This window comes from Paenibacillus sp. CH40 (assembly GCF_024213605.1).
Taxonomy (GTDB): Bacteria; Bacillota; Bacilli; order Paenibacillales; family Paenibacillaceae; genus Paenibacillus; species Paenibacillus polymyxa_B.
This window is the reverse complement of sequence record NZ_JANAVQ010000004.1, coordinates 499127-517547: the sequence shown is the minus strand read 5'-3', so window position 1 is coordinate 517547 and position 18421 is coordinate 499127. Positions and strand designations below refer to the sequence as shown.

At 47.1% G+C, this 18421-nt stretch carries 12 protein-coding genes; 8 read left to right on the top strand and 4 right to left on the bottom strand.

The features are described from left to right. The first annotated feature begins 136 nt into the window (after window positions 1-136). A complete protein-coding gene (locus NLX73_RS15610) occupies window positions 137-1048 on the top strand; it encodes an AraC family transcriptional regulator (protein WP_165176618.1) in 912 nt (303 codons plus the stop codon). A 69-nt stretch (window positions 1049-1117) separates the two neighbouring features. Here NLX73_RS15610 and NLX73_RS15605 read toward each other — a convergent pair whose 3' ends face one another. The 4 genes from NLX73_RS15605 to NLX73_RS15590 form a co-directional block, all read right to left on the bottom strand. Continuing rightward, window positions 1118-2518, bottom strand: a complete 1401-nt coding sequence (locus NLX73_RS15605; protein WP_165176616.1) for a sugar porter family MFS transporter — start codon at window positions 2516-2518, stop codon at window positions 1118-1120. A 226-nt stretch (window positions 2519-2744) separates the two neighbouring features. After that, window positions 2745-4082: a response regulator transcription factor gene (locus NLX73_RS15600; protein WP_165176614.1), complete on the bottom strand. Its 1338-nt coding sequence runs from the start codon at window positions 4080-4082 to the stop codon at window positions 2745-2747. Continuing rightward, complete coding sequence (locus NLX73_RS15595; protein WP_254326616.1) at window positions 4057-5505, bottom strand: sensor histidine kinase; 1449 nt, start codon at window positions 5503-5505, stop codon at window positions 4057-4059. The genes NLX73_RS15600 and NLX73_RS15595 overlap by 26 nt, the downstream gene beginning before the upstream one ends. Next, on the bottom strand, window positions 5502-6500 hold the full coding sequence (locus tag NLX73_RS15590; protein WP_254326615.1) for a sugar-binding protein: 999 nt from the start codon (window positions 6498-6500) through the stop codon (window positions 5502-5504). The genes NLX73_RS15595 and NLX73_RS15590 overlap by 4 nt, the downstream gene beginning before the upstream one ends. Window positions 6501-6718: 218 nt before the next feature. Between NLX73_RS15590 and melA the strand changes: the two genes are divergently transcribed. The 7 genes from melA (at window position 6719) to NLX73_RS15555 (ending at window position 18411) form a co-directional block, all read left to right on the top strand. Next, window positions 6719-8218 (top strand): alpha-glucosidase/alpha-galactosidase, encoded by a 1500-nt coding sequence (gene melA, locus NLX73_RS15585; protein WP_254326614.1) that lies wholly within the window; start codon window positions 6719-6721, stop codon window positions 8216-8218. A gap of 544 nt (window positions 8219-8762) precedes the next feature. Further along, window positions 8763-10925 carry a glycoside hydrolase family 6 protein gene (locus NLX73_RS15580; RefSeq protein ID WP_254326613.1) on the top strand — a complete coding sequence of 721 codons (2163 nt, stop codon included), beginning with the start codon at window positions 8763-8765 and terminating at the stop codon, window positions 10923-10925. 174 nt (window positions 10926-11099) lie between these two features. After that, complete coding sequence (locus NLX73_RS15575; RefSeq protein WP_254326612.1) at window positions 11100-12035, top strand: nucleoside hydrolase; 936 nt, start codon at window positions 11100-11102, stop codon at window positions 12033-12035. 180 nt (window positions 12036-12215) lie between these two features. Continuing rightward, entirely contained in the window at window positions 12216-14891 is a 2676-nt protein-coding gene (locus tag NLX73_RS15570) for a PAS domain S-box protein (RefSeq protein ID WP_254326611.1), read from the top strand. Between the two features lie 161 nt (window positions 14892-15052). Continuing rightward, window positions 15053-15442: a GntR family transcriptional regulator gene (locus NLX73_RS15565; protein ID WP_254326610.1), complete on the top strand. Its 390-nt coding sequence runs from the start codon at window positions 15053-15055 to the stop codon at window positions 15440-15442. Beyond that, window positions 15435-16337 carry an ABC transporter ATP-binding protein gene (locus NLX73_RS15560; protein ID WP_254326609.1) on the top strand — a complete coding sequence of 301 codons (903 nt, stop codon included), beginning with the start codon at window positions 15435-15437 and terminating at the stop codon, window positions 16335-16337. Before NLX73_RS15565 ends, NLX73_RS15560 begins: the two co-directional genes overlap by 8 nt. Continuing rightward, the gene (locus NLX73_RS15555) at window positions 16312-18411 is read left to right on the top strand and encodes a DUF6449 domain-containing protein (protein WP_254326608.1); all 2100 of its coding nucleotides are present in this window, start codon (window positions 16312-16314) and stop codon (window positions 18409-18411) included. The genes NLX73_RS15560 and NLX73_RS15555 overlap by 26 nt, the downstream gene beginning before the upstream one ends. The last annotated feature ends 10 nt before the right edge of the window (window positions 18412-18421 follow it).

Genomic DNA, 18421 nt, shown 5'->3' with positions numbered 1-18421 from the left:
TGTCATATTCCAGAGGATTTCAGATCGTCTGATGGAGTGAAATAGAAGTACATGGCTCAGTCTGTTAAACTGTGAAAATAGAGCGGTTGCAGATACGTTGTCGTGTTAGCCTTATCTATTTTGTGGAGGTGCGGGGATGAACGGAAGTCTGTTTGAGCCACGGCTGCGTGACGGGGATTATATTCCCCGTTTTTTTGCTTACTATTACAAGCAATGGCATGACTATACCATGTCTTACCACGATCATCATTCTACCGAAATTATGTACATGATTTCCGGCTTTTGCAGGGTGGATGTACAAACGGGAGAGAATGTGGAAGAAAGCATCACGCTGCGTAAAGGCGAGTTTATTATGCTAGACGCAGGTGTACCGCATCGACTGGTGGTGGAAGGAGAACAACCGTGCCGGATGCTAAATGTAGAGTTTGGTTTTTCGGAGGGAGTGAGGGTAGGGCCGTCTATCCGACAAATGGCAGCAGAGGAGCAGGAGGTCACGACGCTCATGTCACGTCCGTTCCCGTATTTGGTACTATCGGACCCGGAAGAAGTATATTATGCGCTGAAAAGTCTCGTGCTGGAGCTAGACCAACGAAAAGAACAGCCGGGTGCAATGGCAGAGATGCTTTTTATGCAATTGCTAGTACGAATTGCACGTCTACGGGAAGAGGCAGAGCGCAGCAACACGCAGCAAACGGATATGTACATCAAACGATGCATTGAATTTCTCCATCTGAACTATGATCGAGATATTGTGGTTAAGGACATGGCGGCAGCCGTGAATCTGCACCCAGGTTATTTGCACCGTATTTTCAAAAAACATACTGGGCTAACGCTCACCGCGTATTTAACGATGCTGCGAATGGACAAGGCCCGTATGCTTCTTCAGCAAACGGACATCCCCATTCAAGAAATTGCCGATTATGTAGGCGTGGCCAGCAGGCAGTATTTTCATATGTTGTTCAAAAAGCACACAGGCAAGACGCCTGTAGAATACCGCTCAGCTGTGGAGCGCAATGTGAGGAACTATGCGGAGGAGGATGGGAGCTGATAATAAGAAGCCTCTGAACCATTACCGATTTAAGGTCGGTGTGACTCAGAGGGCGTGGCTAAAGTTGGGTCATTTCCCAAGCCACATATTTTCCATCTGTTCAAGTGATCTCCCCTTGGTTTCGGGAACCTTGCGCCATAAAAAGACTACGACGAACAACGAGATGGCTCCGAATAACCAGAAAGTATTGGACGGGCCGGCTGAACTCAGCAGAGGAGGGAATGCCTGCGATACCAGATAATCGCCGGCCCACAATGCCATCGAAGCGATGGCTACCGCTTTGCCGCGAATGCGGTTCGGAAAGATTTCCGAGATCATAACCCATACGATCGGCCCAAGCGATATAGCATAGGAGGCCACGTAGATCAATATCATGATGAGTATGAGCGGTCCGGTGGTCAAACCCATTTTGAATGCGGCGCCAATAATAACCAAACAGCAGGTCATCAATGAGGTGCCGATGATCAGCAGGACTTTTCGTCCCGCTTTGTCGATCAGCCATACGGATACGATGGTGAACAACACATTGATCAACCCGATCCAAATGGTCTGGGTCAAAGAAGCGTCCGTACCGAGTCCCATTCCTTTAAAGATAACCGGCGCGTAATACAAAATGGCATTAATGCCGGTAATATGCTGCATAATGGCGAGCATAACACCGATAAAGAGAGCGACCCGAATACCGGGAGCGAACAATTGCTTCAATGAGTCGTTCTCATTTTTGAATGATTCCTTGATATCAAGCACTTCCTGCTTAGCGGCTTCTTCACCGTGAATTTTCAGCAAAATCGGCAGCGCTTCATAAGGCCGATTTTGTTTAATAAGCCATCGCGGGCTTTCGGGTATGAAGAGCATCAAGAGCATAAAGATCAGTCCGGGAACGGCTCCCACTCCGAACATCCAGCGCCAGGCTGTTGAGACACCCCAGGCTTCATCCCCCATGCTGACGATCCACGAATTCTGAAAATAAACCAGGAAAATCCCTGTTACGATCGCCAACTGATTTAAAGCAACCAAACGACCTCGGTATTTGGCGGGAGCGATCTCCGCGTTGTACACCGGACAAACGGTGGAAGTGATTCCTATGCCAATGCCGCCGATCATGCGAAAGATAACATACCCGGTGAACGTGTCTTGAAGCGCAGAGCAGATCGAGCCGACGACGAATAAAAATCCGGCGGCCAGTAATACCTTTTTTCTGCCGATCTTTTCACTCATGTAGCCGGAGAGAGCTGCTCCGGTGACACTCCCGACAATCAGACTTGAAACGGCCCAACCAACCTGAAATTCGCTCAGCGAAAAACGCTGCTGTAGGAATTCGACTGCTCCCGAAACAACCGCGATATCAAAACCGAACAGGATGCCTCCGAGCGCAGCTACGATGGATACCAACGTCACAAAAAGCATATTGGGTTTTTCTGATTGAAGCGCTTTCTGTTGAGCGCTTTCATTATTGATGATTACTGCCATATGATCATCTCCCCTCCAGATCTCTGGAACCTCATTCCGTTCTTCGAGGAGAAGTATAACATGCGCTTATAAAAGAAAGGCCGGTTATCGTCTTCAATAAACGGACCTTTTCATGCACGATTTTGGCTTCGGTTCCCGAATCGGAGATAGAGGGGCTGAACCTAGCATTACCTTGTCATTCGAGCTTAAAAAAATCCATGCCGATAGTCGGCATGGATGAATCTCACTATTTTTGGCCTTTAAACTCAGTGGGAGGAACGCCCGTTATCTTTTTAAAGACGCGGCTAAAATAGTTCGGGTCCTTATAACCCACTTCAAAGCTGATTTCCTTAAGAGTAAGGTTGCCAGCCTTAATCAGAGAGATGGCTTTATCAATCCGTAGCCGGGTTACAAAGTCGATAAATGTTTCTCCGTATTCCTGTTTGAAAATTTTGCTGAAGTAGTGAGGATTCAAATGGACAAAATCAGCCACTTCTTCCAGCGAAAGATCATCGTTGAACCGTTCCTCGATATACATTTTCGCCCTACCCAGCATAGTCAGTGTTTGAACCTCTCGCTGTTCGCGTATCCGTTGCAGTGCTGACATGACGTACGTCTGCTGAAGCATTCCATTCTCCGCTTTGACGGCAAGCAAAGAAGCGTTTCCAGCCTCTGATGACTTCAGTTCGTCAAAGTGGCAGTAACCTCCATCCCGTTTGCGTAGGGTGGAGGCAAAAACGGCTTCGAAATAGGACTTGCGAAGTCCTTCCTCGCCGCTATGCAGCGATCCGATTCCAATGGCTGTCTTTATACCAAGTTGCTGCTGGGCAAGCTCGGAAAGCTGCTGAACGAGGTGTTTAACCAACTGGCGCCAGTCGTTTTCGCTGGTGGCAGGCGGCTTGCGTAAAAAAGTGGCTACATGATGGTCGATCAAAGAGCTTACAATGGCATTCGGGCCATGCGTTTTTACATAGCTTCGGAAATGATCGTAAATTTTCTTTTTATCCTGCTCGTCCGTATATCCGTCAAAGGCGGCAATGATGGCGCTTCCCTGATCAAGAGGAAAGTCCAGCCATTCTGATAGCTGGGAAGCGCTCGAATCCACGGTCTGGTCGACCATAAGCATTAAAGCCAGCTCATTTTCTGCGAGCGGCATTAACTGTGAGATTTTATGCCTAAGCTCCAATTCTTCCGTACGTGCCCGCTTCTCGCACTCAATTTCTTCAATCAGTCGTTTCAAAGTGCCGATGATGAGTTCTCGCTTTGCCGGCTTCAGAATATATTCTTTTACGCCCAAAGAGAGCGCCTTCTGGGCATAGGCAAAATAATCGTAGGCAGTGACGAGCACGAATCGGGTATCGGAAAGCCGCTCCTTTAATTCACGAAGCGCTTCAAGCCCGTCAATTCCGGGCATATTGATATCCAGAATGGCAATATGGGGACGGTGCTCTTCCGCGCATTCAATCGCCATGCGGCCGTTGCCAGCATGAATAAACCGGAATATCCCCGGCATCGCCCGTTCCACTGTCAATTCCAGTCCTTCCCTCTCCAAAGCCTCGTCATCCGCGATCAACAACCGATACATCAGTTCGCTCACTCTCCTTCTTGACTGGAATTCGTATGGTTATGGTAGTACCTCGTCCGATATTGCTATTGATTTCAACCATTTCTTCTTCATTTCCGTAGAACAAGTGCAGCCGCCTAAACACATTTTGCATTCCAAGTCCTGTTGAACTGCCGCTTTCGGCTTCGCCTTTAAGACGGAGTACGGACAGTCGGGTTTCCTCCGTCATGCCCTTTCCGTTGTCCGAAATTTCAATTTGTACATCTTCGTTCGCTCTCGACAGCGTTAATACGATAATGGCTCCGCTTTCCATATCTTCCACACCATGAAGAAAAGCGTTTTCAATAAATGGCTGGATCGTCAGGGCCGGAATTTGCTGCTGAAGTACGGAAGCGTCAAAGTGAAGATCAAAGCGAATCCTGTCCCGGAAGCGCGCCTGCTGGATGGTTACGTATTCGCGGATATGATCCAGTTCCTCCTGGAGAGTTACGGGTTTGTCCAGCTTCTGCAGGCTGTACCGTAGCAGATTGGACAGCGAAACGATCAGGTCGCTGGTTTTCTCCGCCCCTTCCAGGATCGCCAGCTTGGAGAGCACATTTAAGGTATTAAATAAAAAGTGCGGGTTAATTTGATTTTGCAGAGCCAGAAGCTCCAGTTCCTTCACAAGCCGCCGCATTTCCAGGCTCTGTTTATCCTTCTCGATAAGGATGCTCAAATCGGTGGACATTTGCGAAATGGCGTCCGACAGTACGCCTAGCTCGTCATCCCGTCGCGGTTGGGGCCTAATATTCAGATCACCTGTGGCGATTCGTTTCGCCAGTCCGACAAGTCTGCCGACAGGGCCAGTAATACTGCGCGAGACCCAGATTGCAAGCAAAACCCCCATCAGCGCGTTCATGCCGAACAACGCCACTCCCCATCCGTTCATTCGCTCATTCTTGTTCCGGATGTTCTCAATGATTGGCCGGTAATAAGCCAGTTCAGCATCGATCAGTTGCTGACCCTCCTCATGAATATAGCTGACGGTTTTTTCCGCTTCAATATAATGTTCAAAAGCCGATTGAGGATCTTGTGCCTTTGCATCCAGAACTGCGGCTTGTTTCTGTTCAAGAAATGTGGCCAACAGATTCATGTAGTCCTCTTCGGCGAAAGAAGGGTCGGTCGAGTCGGAGACTTCCTGAATTCTGCCTTTTAACTGCATCAATTGGTATTCTGTCGGGCCCTGCACAGCCTTATCGCCTCTTGGATTAAGCAGATAGGCATATAGGAGCTTTAAGTTGCTCTCCGCCGATTCGGAGGTTTGCTCAATGAGGAGAATTCGGCCAAGCATTTCATCGTAGCTCTGTTGTACGACCTTTCCGCTTTGGAATACAAAATAAGCGATGATATTGGCGAACACAACTAGAAGAGGGATGAACAGAAGCAGCTTCGTTCTGATCGTCATCGTCTGTCATCTCCGGTCATGTTGTCGGGAGTGTCCGCATGCATCTCATATATCCTGGTGTATGTTAATTCCTGGGGGGCATTCCCCTTTAGATAATCATTCAGCAATTTTATGGCCTTAGCCCCCATTTCCTCTGGCTGTTGAACAATGGTCAGTTCAATTTTGCAATCTCTGATGGCTTCCAACGTCTCGGCCATATCGTCAAAAGCGAAAATCTGCAAACTCCGCGCGCCGCGCCGCTCCGAGGCTTCCAGAATGCCAAGGCCGTCCAGCGCACTGAATCCGACCATGTAGCGGATCTGAGGATACCGGGTGAGCATGTTCTGAGCTTGCTGTGCTGCCTGAAGCCGTGAAATATTTGAGGAGCGAATCTCCACAATGCGGAGCTTGGGATAGCGACCGATCACGGAACGAAATCCAGCAAGCCTGAGTCGCTGATTCTCGACACGCTCGCTACTGATCATAACTCCGATGTCGCCACGCTCTCTAGAGGCTTTCGCTAACAGCGCGCCCATCCGTTTTCCTGCTCCTTCGTTATCCGTTCCTACGTAAGCTAGTCTACGGGAGCCTGGTTCATCCGTATCGATCGTGATGACGGGGATGCCAAGTCCGGCTGCTTTGTCGATTAATCGGCGATACTCTGGATCATTTATCCCTTGAACCAGAATTGCATCCGCCTTACTGGCGATCGCTTTATCCAGCAGTTTGACCTGCTCGGACGGATTAATGCGGTCCGGCCCGATATAATCGAGCCGCATACCGTACTGTTCCGCTTCCTTTCGGGCTCCTTGTTCGATTGACCGCCAGTAATAATTATCCAACTCCTGTGATATCAGTACGACTTTTGTATCGGAAACCCCGTCTTTTGGAGAAACCGTCTTCAATAACTCTTCAAATTGGTGAATTTGAAAAGAAGACAGAGTGAACTGAAAGAGCAGCCAGGCAAATAGCAGGAAGACGGGGATAAGGATAAATGTCCATTTACGGTTTGACATGTATTGCTCCTTTGTCAATATTTAGAGACTTAACTCATTATACAGCAACAAAAGAAGCGTAGGCAGCTATCGTCAACGGCAAGCAGTATTTATTGATGCGAAAGTTAGGATTTTTGACACCTAAATACGAAACTGGTCATGATTTTGATAACGCTTTCTATGGGCCTATTGCTACAATGACGGTATATACCCATTCTAATTACCGGAGGTTGAATGCCGTGTCATTTAAAGTAGCGTTTATTGGAGCAGGAAGCATCGGTTTTACCCGTGGAATTTTACGAGATCTGTTATCGGTACCGGAATTTAACGATATTGAAGTGGCTTTTACGGACATCAGTCAGCACAATTTGGATATGGTCACTGAGCTGTGCCAACGGGATATTCGGGAGAACGGTTTATCGATACAAATACAGTCCTCTACGGACCGAAAGATAGCTTTAAAGGATGCCAAATACGTCATTTGTACGATCCGGGTTGGCGGTCTTGAAGCCTTTGCGACCGATGTGGATATTCCGCTGAAATATGGCGTGGATCAATGCGTGGGCGATACCCTGTGTGCAGGAGGGATTATGTACGGACAGCGTGGTATTGCTGAAATGCTGGCCATCTGCAAGGATATCCGCGAGCTAAGTGCACCGGATGTATTGCTGCTGAACTATTCGAACCCCATGGCGATGATGACGTGGGCCTGCAATAAATACAGCGGTGTGCGTACAATCGGTCTATGCCACGGCGTCCAGCATGGGCATCACCAAATTGCCGAGGTGTATGGTCTGGAGAAGCAGGATGTGGACATTGTGTGTGCCGGAATCAATCACCAGACGTGGTACATTCAGGCGTCACATGAAGGCAAGGATCTGACAGCTGGACTGCTGGAGGCTTTTGAAAAACATCCTGAATATAGCCGCACCGAAAAGGTACGCATCGACATGCTTCGTCGTTTTGGCTATTACAGCACAGAGTCGAATGGTCATCTAAGTGAATATGTACCTTGGTACCGGAAGCGTCCGAATGAAATTCTGGACTGGATTGATCTAGGCAGCTGGATCAACGGAGAAACAGGCGGTTATCTGCGTGTATGTACAGAAGGACGTAATTGGTTTGAAACAGATTTCCCTAACTGGATGAAAGAAGATCCATTGGAGTACAAGGCGGAAAATCGCGGTGAAGAGCATGGTTCATACATTATCGAAGGTCTGGAAACCGGACGTGTATACCGGGGGCATTTTAATGTCGTTAATAACGGTGTGATTTCCAATTTGCCGGACGATGCGATTATTGAAGCGCCTGGATACGTGGATCGGAATGGTATCTCCATGCCACATGTAGGAGACCTTCCGCTCGGTCTTGCTGCCGTCTGCAATGTAAGTATTTCCGTCCAGCGTTTGGCTGTTGAAGCGGCTGTACACGGAGATGATAAGCTGCTGCGGCAAGCGTTTATGATGGATCCGCTAGTGGGCGCGGTGTGTAATCCGAAAGAAATTTGGCAGATGGTTGATGAGATGCTGGTGGCGCAGGAAGCATGGTTGCCGCAATATGGAGCAGCGATTGCCGAGGCGCGTCAACGTCTGGCTGTAGATGATCTGATTCCAACCCGACCCTATGAGGGAGCAGCACGACTTAAGGTGAAGACGGTTGAAGAAATGCAACTGGATCGGGATGCCGCCAATAAAAATGCAGGGCAATCCGACAAAGGCAAGGATCGCGAAAAAGTGTAGAACAATAATAGCAGAGATTGACTTCACTACAATAAAAAGGTGTTTTCATGGTCATGAGGGCCTGAAAGCACCTTTTTGCTGTCGATAGATATGACGATTTGGCATAGTTGGCGTGCTGAAGTTTATCATTGTCGATTTAGGCTGACGGAAATTAAAGAATACGGTCTTACTTTTTATGAATTTGCTCTTTTGCCGTCGATCCTAAATCTCCCGAAAGCTTGTTATAGCAGGGATGTTCAACAAATGAAGAAACCGACTTCAGAAAAAGAGGGGCCGCGATGAACCACTAGGGTGGCAATTCATATGCCTAATTAATAATGTAGTCCTTAATTTATTCAATTTACAGCAGATTTCCAGCTCACTATAATCTAACATAGGAGGTGACAAAAAGGGGAAAATGTGAGCGCATGAACAAATAGAAAGCGTTTACCTTTTGCAACTATGAACGCCGCTTTTTTTGGAGAGAGTAGGCGTAACTCACAATTAATCATGTAACAATCAGGTGCCGACATAGGAAGATTCAACAAAATCTACGGAAAGATAGGTGAAGCAATTGAAAACAAAGCAAGTGCTTCGTAAAAGCATGAAGTATGCTTTTGCGCTATCACTCGTCGCAAGCAGCTTTCTACCAGGTGCAGGATTTACGGATAAAATACATGCAGAATCCCATGTGGACAATCCTTACCAAGGAGCGACAAAGTATATTAGCCCTGATTATGCGGCTAGTGTCGACACATCGATTGCCAAAATTACGGATGCCAATCTGAAAGCAAAAATGCAAACGGTCAAAACATTCCCGACAGCCGTATGGCTTGATCGTATCGCTGCTATTAACGGCGGTGGAGGCAAGCTTGGCCTGGAAGCGCATTTGGACCAAGTATTGGCGCAAAAGAAAGGCAGCACACCGATTACGGCGGAATTTATTGTGTATGATCTGCCCGGACGGGATTGTCACGCCTTGGCTTCCAATGGTGAATTGCCGCTGACCCAGGCAGGTCTGGAAACCTATAAAAAGGATTATATTGACAAAATTGCTTCTATTTTTGCAAATCCCAAATATAAGGATATTCGTATCGTAGCGATCATTGAACCAGACAGTTTGCCAAATCTGGTAACTAATCTGGATGATCCGAAATGTGCACAAGCCAAGTCTACAGGAATCTATGAAGCTGGCGTGAAGTACACAATGAATAAGCTGAACGAGATTCCGAATGTGTACAAATACGTAGATATCGGTCACTCTGGTTGGTTAGGTTGGGATAACAACCGTTCAGCAACGGTATCCCTGTTTACAACCATTTTCAAAGACACTAGCAAAGGTCTGTCCAGTGTAGATGGCTTTATCACGAATACAGCCAACACTTCACCGCTGACAGAACCTAATTTGCCTGATCCAAATCTGAATATCGGCGGACAACCGATCAAATCGTCCAAGTACTATGAATGGAATCCTAATTTCGATGAATCGGATTTCGCAGAGTCATTGCATAGAGATTTTGTCAGCGCAGGCTGGCCGAGCTCACTCGGTATGTTAATTGATACAGGCCGTAACGGATGGGGCGGACCTAACCGTCCGACTTCCGCAGTCGGCAATGATATTAACTCCTATGTAAACTCAGGCCGTGTTGACAAACGCTCGCACCGTGGTAACTGGTGTAATAACAGCGGAGCAGGTATGGGAACGCCGCCACAAACGGCTCCAGCTGGCCATATCGATGCCTATGTCTGGGCGAAACCTCCGGGTGATTCCGATGGTTCCAGCTCACTCATTCCGAACGATGAGGGTAAAGGCTTTGACCGTATGTGTGATCCTACCTATACAACCAAGGATGGCACATTAACAGATGCTTTGCCGAATGCACCTATTTCAGGAGCATGGTTCCATGATCAGTTTGTGATGCTGGTACAAAATGCGTACCCTGCAATCGTGCCTTCCACTGGTGGTGTGGACCCAGCGCCTACAGCTCCAGCTGTACCGTCAGGCTTAAAGGCTGTTGTGGGTAATGCTCAAGTAACGCTGACTTGGAATGCGTCTACGGGTGCCGATAGCTACACAGTCAAACGTGCCACTAGCGAAGCAGGCCCTTTTACAGCCGTTGCGCCTCTTGTAACGGAAAGAGAGTACACAGATAAGGGACTGACGAACGGAACAACTTACTTCTATGTTGTAAGTGCTACGAATGCGAAAGGAACAAGTAAGGATTCTGCAACGGTAAGTGCTGAACCAAAAGGTACACCGACAGATCCGACGGACCCTACAGATCCTACAGAACCAGCGGGAGATCTGGTTGTAATGTATCGGGCCGGGGACACTGATCCAGCGAATAACGCAGTCAAGCCTTTCTTTAACTTGAAAAATAAAGGAACAACACCTGTGAAGCTGAGTGAGCTGAAAATTCGTTACTATTTCACGAAAGATGGCAGCCAGGAGCTGCAATCTGCAGTAGACTATGCGCAAGTAGGTAATGATAACGTGCTGCGTACCTTTACTGACAACTATATTGAAATTGGTTTCAGTCCTGCTGCCGGTACGCTTGCTGCCGGAGCGCAAACAGGTGATATTCAGATCCGCATCAACAAAAGCGACTGGTCTAATCTGGACGAATCCAATGACTACTCCTTCGATCCAACCAAAACCTCTTATGCAGAATGGAACAAAGCAACGTTGTTCCACAATGATAAGCTGGTGTGGGGAATCGAGCCTTAGGATTTGGTCAGAACATGTGCCCTTGAATGATTGAAAAGTATTAAAAGAAGGTTACGGCATAACTGTCGTAGCCTTTTTTACGTCTTCGAATAAAGAATTTGATGACCAAGGGAATAAGCATTGAAATTGTGTATAATGAAAAAAAAGAATGCTGTTCTACTGTGGAGGGTCATCATGAGCAAAAAGTTAATCTTAGATGTAGATACTGGCATTGACGACGCGCTTGCTATTGCGTACGCGGTCCATTCGCCGGAATTGGAGCTACTCGGTATTACAACCACCTTTGGTAATATCTCGGTGGAGGAGGCAACACGTAACTCACTGATTCTGCTGGAAAAACTGGGGGAAGAGGCTCCGGTCGTGTCTGGCGCTCACAAGCCGTATACTCGTGAGCTGTTCAAACCTTATTCCCGGCATATTCACGGCGAAGACGGTATTGGCAATCAGTTGAAAGGAGCACCCTCCCGTCAGGCTGCGTCTGGGGATGCCGCTGATTTTATAATCGGACAGGCTCGTCGCTATGAAGGCAAACTTACCCTGGTAGCTGTGGGACCGCTGACCAATCTTGCGATTGCATTGGATCGCTGTCCCGAATTACCCCAATTGCTTGACCGCCTGATCATCATGGGCGGTGCGGTCACAGTGAAAGGGAATGTAACTCCGACGGCTGAAGCGAATATTTACGCCGATCCAGAAGCCGCAGCCTATGTGCTGGGAGCGGGCTTTCCGCTTACGCTCGTTGGGCTGGACGTCACGATGCAAACACTGCTTCCACAGCAGGATGTGGACAAATGGCGTGAGCAAGGGACCGAGCTGGGTGCGTTTATGGCAGATATGACAGACTTTTATATGGAAGCTTATCGCAACTTCAGACCTGGTATTGCAGGCTGTGCTTTGCATGATCCACTGGCTGTAGGATTAGCGATAGATTCCAGCTTTGTGGAGACGCGTCCAATGCACATTGCCGTTGAGGTGGGCGATTCCACCGAGGTTGGTCGCACCCGTGAGGTGCAAAATGAGAACGAAGCTCAAGCACTGACTACGGTTGACGTGGCACTTAAAGTCGATGCGGAGCGATTTTTGCGTCATTTTCTTAGCCGGGTGGTATAAATTAGCCGGGTGGTATAAAAAAATAATTCAAAGATTGCCGATGAATCTGCATCGGCAATCTTTTGTGCATACATGTTTTAAGGGCTTTCATCTAGAGGTGGACTCACCGCTATAAAAATACCATATAATGTTATAATAGAGTTAGATAAAACTGCCAGACTACAGAGGAGGAGATTGATTGTGTTTTCTGCTGCTCGACGACTACCTTTGCTGGAACATATGTATAATCATGCCCCGACAGGAATCGTGATTTTGTCGAGGGAAGGGAAGTGCCTGTACGTCAATCCCGCCTTTTGCAAAATGGTCGGATATGAGCAGGAGGAATTACTGGATATCCGATATTACCATCTCTTGTATAATGAGGCTCAGGATCAGCAAGGGCTGAGGGAGGCTTACGCAGGTTGGCTTAAGGCTACAGATCAAGTCTATAAGACAGAGCTGCGTTTGAAACATAAACGGGGAACAACCGTCTGGCTAGCGCTGGAATTAACCATATTTGACGATGAGGCTACCGAGCAATCTTATTTGATTGCGTATGCTATGGATATCACGGAGAAAAAGGACATGGCGCAGGTGCTTTCGGACAATGAGGATTTGTACATGTTGATTACCGAAAATACGCCGGATGTCATCTCTTACAGCACGGCAGACGGCATACTCCAATATATTTCTCCTTCGGTAGAAAAACTCCTTGGCTACACGAAGCAGGAAATGATTGGGAAAAAACGGCTGCAATTTTACCATGTCGAGGATGCCGATTACATGCGTGTACATGGAATGTTCAAGGAAACAGGCATCATGAAGCGGCGTGTCCGTCATAAGGACGGGCACTATTTGTGGCTGGAAGTATCATTCCGCGTTATTCGAGATGAACAGGGCAAAATCAAGCGGGTTCTGTCCATTGGTCGGAATATCACAGAGAGACAAAAGAGCGAGGAGAACCTGGCAAAAGCTCAACAGTTGGCGATGTTCGGCTCCTGGGACTGGGATCTGGTCAACAATGTTATGCATTTTTCTAAGGAATTTCGCAGCATTTTTGGCTATCTCGTCAAGCCGGTTGAAACAAGTATTGACGCCTTCATGAAGGCGGTTCATCCCGAAGATACAGAACGGATGAAACAGATTATCAACAATGTTATTTTAAAGGGAATTCACGAAGAAACCTTTTACCGGATTGTATTGCCCAATGGGGAACAGAAGGTACTGCGTTCGATCTGGGAAGCTGAGATGGACGAGCAGGCAGGCAAGCCTGTTCAAGTAGTCGGGATGATACAGGATGTTACAGAGCACCGGAAAATCGAGCAGCGTCTTCGTGAAAGTGAAAATCGTTATAAGTCACTATTCCAGCATAATCCGCTTGGGATATGCGCCATGGATATGGAAGGTCATATTTTGAGTGTGAATCCAAGTTTGGAGCAGCTTACGGGTTATACGAAGGATGAGCTGATCGGAGCTGAAATACTTGTAATGGCTTCCTCTGAGGAACAGGACAAAATCAAGCGTCATATGGAACTGGCCAGGCAGGGGGAGACACAAACCTATGAATCGGAATTCATACATAAGGAGGGGGAGCGTCTATTCATTAAGATGACGAATATCCCGATTTTCGTACAAGAGGAAATTGTAGGCTGCTACGGGATTATAGAAAACGTTACCCCTCTTAAAAACTACATTGCTCAAATTGAAAAGCTCAGCAACGAGCATTCGCTTATTTTGAATGCCGTATCCGAAGGAATTGTGGGTTTAAGTAACGAAGGACATGTCCGCTTTATGAACCCGGCAGCTATCGAGATGTTCGGCGTAGGATCGGCTAATCCGCTGAACGACGCATGCATAGATATCATTCGCCATGCAGACCAGATTGGCAGCCATTTTCCGGACGAACAGTCCTCTATTCTTCAAGCGATTCGAAGCGGAGCTTCTTATCAGGCAGAGGAAGCAGTATTTTGGAAAAAAGGCGGGTCCAGCTTTCTGGCCTCCTATCGAATCAGTCCTTTGATGGATAATGGCGAGCGAAAAGGGGCTGTGATGGTTTTTGTAGACAGGACGAATGAAAAGGAGATCATTCGGGCCAAGGAGTCTGCCGAACGCGCTGATCGGGCCAAGTCAGAGTTTCTCTCTGTGATGAGTCATGAGCTTCGTACACCGATGAACGGCATTATAGGCATGGCAGGGTTACTGGCAGATACTGAATTGGATGAGGAGCAGCGTAGCTATATAGACATTATTACCAGCAGCAGCGGTGCTTTAATGCAGATATTGAATGAGATACTGGATTTGAGCAAAATCGAAGCTGGCAAAATGTCTTTGCTGCACGAGTCCTTTGTGCTAGATGATGTGGTCGGCAGTGTGGCTGACCTATTCATGACGCAGGCTATGGAAAAAGGCATTGAGCTGGAATGGCATGTGGATCAGGAAATGCCGGGAATGCTGGTCGGTGATCATGTGCGTATTCGACAGGTGCTGGTGAATTTGGTGAGCAATGCGATCAAATTTACGGAGCGAGGGCGTGTAAATATCTTTGTGGAGAGAAAGGCTTACAGCCGTCGTAAAAATAGATGCCTGATTGAGTTCAGTGTAACGGATACTGGAATCGGTATTCCAGCAGACCGCCAGCATCTATTGTTTCAGCCTTTTTCCCAACTTCATCCGGCACTGAACCGAAAATATGGAGGGACAGGACTGGGATTGTCCATCTGTAAAAACTTGGTTAAGCTGATGGGGGGTTCCATTGGTGTGGATAGCGATGAGGCTAGAGGAGCGACGTTCCGGTTCCAGCTGGATCTTAAGCTGCCAGAAGGTTCAACGCTTGCGAATATAAGCCGTGATGAACCTTATGAGTCAAGGGAAGGCTAAAAAGCGATAACCGTGATGCATGATGCATCACGGTTATTTTTGTAAGGAATACCCAAAGAAAAGATTGACAAACTGTTCTAACTGTACTATTAATAATAGTACAGTTAGAACAGTTCAGTATATACAAGTGAATCAGAATAAGTCTTGAAAGGAGGAAGTCCATGTTCGAGCTGGATATCCGCAGCCGCAAGCCGATCTACGAACAGCTTATGGACAGGGTAAAGGAAATGATCGTGTACGGATCACTTCAGCCGGATGAGCAATTGCCTTCCGTACGGACATTGTCCGCTCAGCTAACGGTGAATCCGAATACGATTCAGAAGGCGTATCGAGAGTTGGAACGAGAAGGATACATTTATTCCGTTCAAGGTAAAGGCAGCTTTGTCACGCCTACCCAGCAGCAACCGCAACAAATAAAGCGGGATGAGATTCGGGCGGCGTTGTTAAAACAGATGATTGTAGCCGTCCATTTCGGTTTTACACAGCAGGAAGTGGACGACATATACGTGGAAGCTATGCAAACAAAGGAAAGGGGGATGTCCCTTGATTGAATTAAGGGAAGTCACAAAGACATTTACAGAAGAAAAAGCTGTTGATCAGCTAGCCCTTACGGTAAAGAAGGGCTCCATTTTTGGACTGCTGGGCTCGAACGGAGCTGGGAAAACGACCTTGCTCAAAATCATTGCCGGGATTTACCGACCCGATGCTGGCAAGGTGTTAATCGGTGGACAGCCGGTATATGAGCAGCCTGAAGTCAAGCAGCACATTCTGTTTTTGCCGGATGCCCCCTATTTCTTCCCACAAGCGACAATTCGTCAGATGGCCCGGTTTTACCGCTCTATTTATCCAAGTTGGAGTGAAGAACGCTACACACAGCTTACAGGTATTTTTAAGCTGGACCCGAAGCGCAAACTTCACCGATTTTCCAAAGGGATGAAGCGCCAAGCCGCTTTTTTGCTTGCCTTGAGCTGTATGCCTGAGCTGCTGGTTTTGGATGAACCCATTGATGGTCTGGACCCCGTGATGCGTAGAATGATCAAAAATCTCTTGTTCCAAGAAACCGCTGCACGTGAGATGACCGTCGTAATTTCATCTCATAATTTGCGTGAGATTGAAGACATGTGTGATCATGTGGGCATTATGCACCAAGGACGGATGCTGTTGGAAAAAGAGGTCGACGACCTCAAATCTGATACGCATAAGGTGCAGGTTGCTTTTCGGGACAGCATGCATGAGGAAGCTGTCTGTGGCCAACTTTCGGTCGTACATAAGGAGCGGAGGGGCAGTGTTCTGCTGCTTATTATCCGGGGTGAGCGAGAGCGGATTGCAGAGACAATTGAAGCGTATGAGCCGCATGTATTCGATTTGTTGCCGCTGACGCTTGAGGAAATTTTCATTTATGAAATGGAGGACGCAGGTTATGACATCCAACCGATTCTTCTGTAGCGGCGGCGTAATTCGCCAAAGCCTGAGACAGCATGGCTGGATCGGTCTATTGTACTTGGTAGGATTGCTGTTTACAGTACTGCTGCCATTGTTTATGAGCATTGGTGATGAACAACCACGAGTGGTTTTAAAAAGCTTGTTTGATAACACAAGCTCAGGTAATGAATTGCAAAAATTAATCTTAACGACCGTACCCGTGCTGGCAGGTGTGATGCTGCTTCGTTTTGTTCAGCGACAGGGGTCATCCGATTTGTATCACAGCCTACCTTTGCGTAGAGAGCATTTATTAACATCACATTTCATTAGCGGTCTTATTCTTTTACTTGTACCTGTATGGCTGACTGCGGGAGTAACTGCTTGGGTTAACACGTCAGTCGAACTGCCTTATATTTTTCATATCCATGATATTGGATCGTGGGCTCTGGTCGTATCCGTCCTTACGATTTTCCTGTTTACTTTTACTGTGTTTGTAGGGATTTGTGTGGGACAATCGTTGCTACAGATCGTAGTAGTGTATGTTTTGCTGCTATTGCCTCAGTTTCTATCCATGATGATAGGGCGTTTTCTGGAACGTAATTTATACGGTTATGTGCAAGTGCGAGAAACCATTGTTCAATATATTAACGGCTCGGAGTTTCGCAGCAGTAATAATGTCTGGGATAACTTATCGCCGTTTGTACGCATTATGGACAATTTGCCGCAGCGCGCCTTTTCCTACATGGAGCTACTTGCCTATTTAGGTATCTCTCTGTTGTTTGTTGCCTTGAGTTATGGTTTGTATCGTAAACGCTTGGTCGAGAAGGCGACTCAGGCCATGGCGTTTTCTTTCTTTCAACCTTTGTTCAAGGCAGGGGTTATACTATGCGCCATGCTTGTAATAGGCGATTATTTTTATAATGCAGGTACAAGAGGAGCAGCAAATTGGTCGATTTTTGGGTATGCACTTGGAGCTGTTCTAGGCTATATCGTTGTAGAGATGGTCGTCCGCAAGACGTGGCAAATTGTGCGTGTTCGAGCTTTGGTGGAAATGGTCGTGTACGGTGTGATCATGGGGCTGGTACTATATATCCCGATATCAGGTTGGTTGGGTTATGAGGGGCGGATTCCAACAGCACACTCCGTAGAAAAAGTTTATGTCGGGCAAGAGGAGCCTCTAGGGGGAAATGCAGAAAAAGAAGCTTATTACTCCCAAGACAGGGCCTATATCGCCTCTGTGCTGAATTTACATCGTGAACTCGTACGTGCACATGCAGCTGGCGAGAAAACATTGTCCAAAAACCTGGCCGTCGAAAGGGCAGTCATAATCTACCGCTTGGATGATGGTTCCACCATGACTCGCCGCTATACATTCCCGGAGAAGCCTTTCCGGACAGAACTGACTAAAGTGATGGAAGCAGAGCCTTATAAAACGGTAAGATACGAGCTGGATAAGCTGCAAGGAAAAGCAGAGACAATTAATATCCAATCCGTAGATGATAATGAAAGACGAGTGGTTTTAACCAATCCAAAAGAAACTCGTGAATTTGAAGATATACTCAGAGAAGAAGTATTAAATATGAGTTATAGCGAAATGCAATCAGAGGAATATCCATTGGGAAGTATCTCTATTATAAACAAAGAGTCATCCTTTACCAATAACGAACCGAGCTGGCATCGTGAATTTTCATTTGAATGGCCGGCTTCCTATCACAAGCTTACAGGTTGGCTAGAGCAAAAGGGGTATGCGGATAAGGTGATCATTGATTCCAAGGATATTTTTTCGATACGGGCTGTTCCTATTATTGCTGAAGAGCTTGAACCTTATCAACCCAATCAGTATATTGAAGACTATAAGCTATTTAAAAGCATCCAACAGAAGCATAAAGCAATAACGATTGAAGATCCGAAGCTCTGGAGCACTGTACTGGAAAAGCGCAGACCCTATAGCTATACTCCAAATATGGCGAAAGGCACTTACCTGGTTCAGGTCAAGATCAAACCTTTATTTAGTTCAGACCCCCATACACGCTATTGCTATTTTACTCCGAACGATATGACACCGGAGCTTGCAAAGGCTTTACCAGCAATTCCTTAAGCCCACGATA

Coding starts and splice junctions, on each gene's coding strand:
- NLX73_RS15610 (WP_165176618.1), top strand. CDS start 137: ATGAACGGAAGTCTGTTTGAGCCACGGCTGCGTGACGGGGATTATATT.
- NLX73_RS15605 (WP_165176616.1), bottom strand. CDS start 2,518: ATGGCAGTAATCATCAATAATGAAAGCGCTCAACAGAAAGCGCTTCAA.
- NLX73_RS15600 (WP_165176614.1), bottom strand. CDS start 4,082: ATGTATCGGTTGTTGATCGCGGATGACGAGGCTTTGGAGAGGGAAGGA.
- NLX73_RS15595 (WP_254326616.1), bottom strand. CDS start 5,505: ATGACGATCAGAACGAAGCTGCTTCTGTTCATCCCTCTTCTAGTTGTG.
- NLX73_RS15590 (WP_254326615.1), bottom strand. CDS start 6,500: ATGTCAAACCGTAAATGGACATTTATCCTTATCCCCGTCTTCCTGCTA.
- NLX73_RS15575 (WP_254326612.1), top strand. CDS start 11,100: ATGAGCAAAAAGTTAATCTTAGATGTAGATACTGGCATTGACGACGCG.
- NLX73_RS15565 (WP_254326610.1), top strand. CDS start 15,053: ATGTTCGAGCTGGATATCCGCAGCCGCAAGCCGATCTACGAACAGCTT.
- NLX73_RS15555 (WP_254326608.1), top strand. CDS start 16,312: ATGACATCCAACCGATTCTTCTGTAGCGGCGGCGTAATTCGCCAAAGC.